Raw genomic sequence first — 4,886 nt, 5'->3', positions numbered from 1 at the left:
GTTTCAGGGGCGACTAATTAAGCAAATTGGTATAAATATTCTTTTTGTTGCGAGGTTAATATACTAAAAAAGGAGCTAAAATTAGCTCCTTTTTATTTCGATTTGGAAACTTTAGCCTAAAAGCTCACCAAGCTGCTTGCTGACCGCATCAACAGCTTGAGTACCATCAAGTTTGTGATACTGCGTGTTACCGGCGTCCGCTTCAGCGCTGTAGTAATCTACAAGTGGCTTAGTTTGCTCGTGATAAATTGCTAGGCGTTTACGTACTGTTTCTTCTGTATCGTCATCACGGATGATAAGGTCTTCACCTGTCACATCGTCTTTGCCTTCAACTTTAGGCGGATTGTAAACAATGTGGTAAACACGGCCAGAACCTGGGTGTACACGACGACCACTCATACGCTCAACAATGATCTCATCCGCAACGTCAAACTCGATGACATGGTCTACATTGATGCCATTTTCTTTCATTGCATCAGCTTGTGGGATAGTACGTGGAAAACCGTCAAGCAAGAAGCCGTTTGCACAATCTTCTTTAGCAATGCGCTCTTTGACTAAGCCGATAATAATTTCATCAGACACCAATTGACCGGCATCCATGACTTTTTTCGCTTCAAGACCCAGTGGTGTTCCCTCTTTAATTGCGGCACGTAACATGTCACCTGTAGAGATCTGAGGGATCCCATACTTGTCCATTAAAAATTGAGCTTGAGTACCTTTACCTGCACCCGGTGCGCCTAGCAAGATGATGCGCATAATTAAATCCTCGTTTGGAGTTATTGGTATTTGTGTGTGAATTTTTCCATATACGCTGCCAATCCTCAAGGGACTTATACCAATTGATAAGGCAGAATGGTCATTTTTCTCGTAAAAACAAAAAAGCTCTGCGATTAACAGAGCTTTTGGTCAGAAATTAATCCTGATTATAAGAATGTACCTAGTGCCTTCACTTGGTCTAACATGCGGCAAGAGAAACCCCACTCGTTATCATACCAAGCCATCACTTTTACAAGTTTGCCATCAACTTTGGTTTGCGTTGAGTCAAATACCGAAGAAGCTGGGTTATGATTAAAATCGATCGAAACCAGAGGTAGCTCATTGTACTCTAGGATTTCACTCATTACGCCCTCAGCAGCTGCTTTAATTGCCGCGTTGACCTCTTCTTTTGACGTCTCGCGCTTGGCAACAAAAGTTAAATCAACTAGCGATACATTGATAGTTGGCACGCGAACCGCCATGCCGTCTAGTTTACCCGCCAGCTCAGGCAGCACAAGGCCTACTGCTTTTGCTGCGCCTGTTTTTGTTGGGATCATCGATTGTGTTGCACTTCGAGCGCGGTACAAATCTTTGTGGTATACGTCAGATAAGTTCTGGTCGTTCGTGTAAGCATGGATAGTCGTCATGCTACCTTGCTCAATTCCAATAGTGTCGTTTAACACTTTTGCAATAGGCGCAAGACAGTTTGTGGTGCAAGATGCGTTAGAAATAATCGTTGACTCAGCATTAAGTACTTCACTGTTAACGCCATGAACAACCGTTGCGTCCATGTCAGTACCCGGTGCAGAAACGATCACTTTCTTAGCGCCCGCTTCAATGTGCTTTGCAGCGGCTTCGCGAGAAGTAAACAACCCCGTACATTCAAGCACGACGTCAACATCCAGTGTTTTCCATGGTAAGTTTGCAGGATCACGCTCTTGCGTTAGCGTAATTTCATCTCCACCAATAACCAGTGTATTATCATTCAGTACAACTTGCTCTTGAAAGCGGCCATGTACTGAGTCAAACTGAGTTAGATGCGCATTTACATTTGCAGGTGCAAGATCGTTAATGGCAACAACTTTAATGTCTTTATTCTGACCTGACTCGTATAGTGCGCGAAGTACATTACGACCTATACGTCCATAGCCATTAATTGCGATATTAATCATGATAACTGTCCCCTAATCTATTTTACTTCACTTGCTTGTTTTGCAAGCGCTTCAATGGCTTGCCAGTCTTTGTTTGCGATAAGCGCTTTATCAAGCATCCAAGTACCGCCCACACATACCACATTGTTGAGTGCTAAATACTTAGGTGCAGTTGCCAACGAAATACCACCCGTTGGACAGAATTTTACTTGTGGAATTGGTCCGCCAATAGACTTAAGCATTGGTGCACCACCTGCAGCTTCTGCTGGGAAAAATTTCAAGAACTCAAAACCATGACTTGCAAGTTTCATCACCTCACTTGGCGTTGCGGCACCTGGAAGGAATGGAATACTTGATGACTTAGCCAGTTCCAATAATTCGTCATTTACGCCTGGGCTGACCATAAAATCAGCGCCGGCTTCTACAGAGGCATTAAAAGTTGCTTTATCCACTACCGTGCCAGTACCGACATAGGCCTCTGGTAAAGCCGCTTTAATGTCTTTCACCGCTTGTGCTGCAACCGGTGTGCGAAGTGTAACTTCAAGTGCTCGCAAGCCACCATTAAACAATGCCCTAGCAAGCGGTACCGCGTCTTCTAGGTTATCAATAACGATAACCGGAACCACTGGTGCTGCTGACAATATCTCTTTAATACTCATGCTCACCCTCATTCCCACTGTTATTATTCTTCGATGTCAAATGAGCATGCGCCTTGATCTGCACTGCTCACTATGTGTCTAAATCCTGAAAATAGCTCTCGGCCTGTACCAAATGTCTGTAACTGTGGTGATAGCTGTAATTCGCGCTGTGTCATTTCTGCATCAGAGACGTGTAGCACTAATTCGCCTTTAGGTGCATTTAGAGTGATCAAATCACCTTCGTGCACTTTTGCAATTGCACCACCTTCAACCGCTTCAGGCGCAAGGTGTATTGCTGCTGGTACTTTACCCGAAGCACCAGACATACGACCATCGGTGACAATTGCCACTTTAAAGCCTTGGTCTTGTAGTGTAGCCATCACTGGTGTCAGTTTATGAAGCTCAGGCATACCTTTTGCTTTAGGGCCTTGTTCTTTAATCACGGCAATAAAATCTTGGTTAAGCTTGCCAGCAGCAAAGGCTTCTTGTAATTCACCTTGAGAACTGAATACCTTTGCTGGCGCCGTCACAGTTTGATGCTGCTCTTGTACCGCAGATACTTTAATCACCGCTTTACCCAAATTACCACTGAGTAATTGCAAGCCACCTTGCTTATTAAATGGATTTGCGACTGGACGAAGCACTTCTTCATCTAGCGAATTCTCAGGCACTGGTACCCACTTCACTTTAGCAGGCCCTTGGTTATCGCTAATGATCACATTGCTGTTAATATCCAGCAATGGCTCCATGGTGTAAGCATCAAGTCCTTCGCCCACAATTGTTTTGACGTCATTATGTAAGAAGCCGCCATCTCTCAATTCACGCATCAAGAAGCCCATGCCCCCTGCTGCTTGGAAATGGTTTACATCTGCATGCCCGTTTGGATAAATACGCGTTAATAACGGCACCACTTCAGACAAGTCGGCCATATCCTTCCAGGTAATTTGCACACCTGCCGCTTTTGCCATCGCCACCAAGTGGATAGCATGGTTAGTTGAACCACCAGTAGACAATAGACCAACCAAACCATTAATAACGGTTTTTTCACTCACGATGTCCGCAAGTACATTGCCACTTTTTCCATCGAGCAGTTGCGCCAACATGGTCTCAACTGCACTCGCTGTTAGGCCATCTCTTAGCTCAGTGTATGGGTTGATAAACGAACTACCAGGTAAATGAAGACCCATGATCTCCATTAGCATCTGGTTAGAATTTGCTGTGCCATAAAAAGTACAAGTACCAGCACTGTGATAGGAAGCACTTTCGGCTTCTAGTAATTCATCCCGACTTACTAGACCTTGAGCGAACTTTTGACGAATACGAGCTTTCTCTTTATTTGGGATCCCCGACTGCATTGGGCCTGCTGGCAAAAAGAAAATAGGTAAATGACCAAAAGATAACGCACCGATTAATAATCCTGGGACGATTTTGTCGCATACGCCAAGACAGAAAACTCCATCGAAAACATCATGCGATAATGCCACCGCTGTTGACATGGCAATTACGTCGCGAGAGAACAAAGACAGTTCCATACCATCGCGGCCTTGTGTCACACCGTCACACATCGCAGGTACACCACCTGCAACTTGTGCAGTCGCATCAAACTTATTTGCCACTGCTTTAATTAAATCTGGATATTCTTTATATGGTTCGTGCGCCGACAGCATGTCATTGTACGAATTAATAATTGCTAAATTTGGTTGTTCGTCTTCTTTCAGACGTGCTTTGTCACTGCTTGAACATGCAGCCATCACGTGTGCTAGATTTCCACAGCCCAGTCCTGCTCGTACGCGCGTTTGTTTTTTTGCTTGTTGGATTCGAGCTAAATAGGCTTGACGTGTTGCTTTGCTTCGCTCAATGACGCGTTCGGTGACTTCCTGAATTCGTGGATGCAACATAATACTGACTCTCTAACTGTTAGAGGAAAAAGGCTCTGCACGATTACCAGCATTCGTGGCAATCCTTGTACAGAGCTGCTTTGATTTACCCGTTCAAAGGTACGCTATCAGGTTGTCTCTCACCCCAACCTGACACCGGTGTCACTATATTTACTCACAAAGCTGACACCGGTGTCAACCTTTCTTATAAATTTAGTCTAACTTTTTAAAATGACCAAATTATAACCATTAGAAACTCAACTGGTATCTGTGTAACAAGAATCGTTAGTTGTTTGACTTTATTGTTAATTATTATGACAAAAATAATTATTCTAATGTCTGATCATAATCACTATTGTAGAGTTAAATTCTCAATTGGCCTTAGCATGACGATATGCAGCTTAATACCAATTTGCTTAATTAAGTGGTCTATTTTGAGGCGAGAAAATCTTGTCGATAACGAG

General features: G+C 43.8%; 4 protein-coding genes. All 4 read right to left on the bottom strand.

Annotated elements, in window-relative coordinates; translation table 11 throughout:
- Window positions 1-111 precede the first annotated feature (111 nt).
- Window positions 112-756 (bottom strand): adenylate kinase, encoded by a 645-nt coding sequence (adk, locus tag D9603_RS20140; RefSeq protein WP_125253203.1) that lies wholly within the window; start codon window positions 754-756, stop codon window positions 112-114.
- A gap of 167 nt (window positions 757-923) precedes the next feature.
- Complete coding sequence (gene gap / locus D9603_RS20135; RefSeq protein ID WP_128732661.1) at window positions 924-1,928, bottom strand: type I glyceraldehyde-3-phosphate dehydrogenase; 1,005 nt, start codon at window positions 1,926-1,928, stop codon at window positions 924-926.
- Window positions 1,929-1,945: 17 nt separating this feature from the next.
- Entirely contained in the window at window positions 1,946-2,566 is a 621-nt protein-coding gene (locus tag D9603_RS20130; RefSeq protein WP_128732660.1) for a bifunctional 4-hydroxy-2-oxoglutarate aldolase/2-dehydro-3-deoxy-phosphogluconate aldolase, read from the bottom strand.
- A 23-nt stretch (window positions 2,567-2,589) separates the two neighbouring features.
- Window positions 2,590-4,443, bottom strand: a complete 1,854-nt coding sequence (gene edd, locus D9603_RS20125) for a phosphogluconate dehydratase (RefSeq protein WP_128732659.1) — start codon at window positions 4,441-4,443, stop codon at window positions 2,590-2,592.
- Window positions 4,444-4,886: the final 443 nt, after the last annotated feature.

The organism is Pseudoalteromonas sp. PS5, from assembly GCF_004103255.1.
GTDB lineage: Bacteria > Pseudomonadota > Gammaproteobacteria > Enterobacterales > Alteromonadaceae > Pseudoalteromonas > Pseudoalteromonas peptidolytica.
The sequence above is the reverse complement of the archived record's forward strand: the minus strand, read 5'-3'. Positions and strand labels throughout refer to the sequence as shown.

What these genes read in the sequence shown, in the direction of transcription:
- adk (WP_125253203.1), bottom strand. Translation starts at nt 756, where the DNA reads ATGCGCATCATCTTGCTAGGCGCACCGGGTGCAGGTAAAGGTACTCAA.
- gap (WP_128732661.1), bottom strand. Translation starts at nt 1,928, where the DNA reads ATGATTAATATCGCAATTAATGGCTATGGACGTATAGGTCGTAATGTA.
- D9603_RS20130 (WP_128732660.1), bottom strand. Translation starts at nt 2,566, where the DNA reads ATGAGTATTAAAGAGATATTGTCAGCAGCACCAGTGGTTCCGGTTATC.
- edd (WP_128732659.1), bottom strand. Translation starts at nt 4,443, where the DNA reads ATGTTGCATCCACGAATTCAGGAAGTCACCGAACGCGTCATTGAGCGA.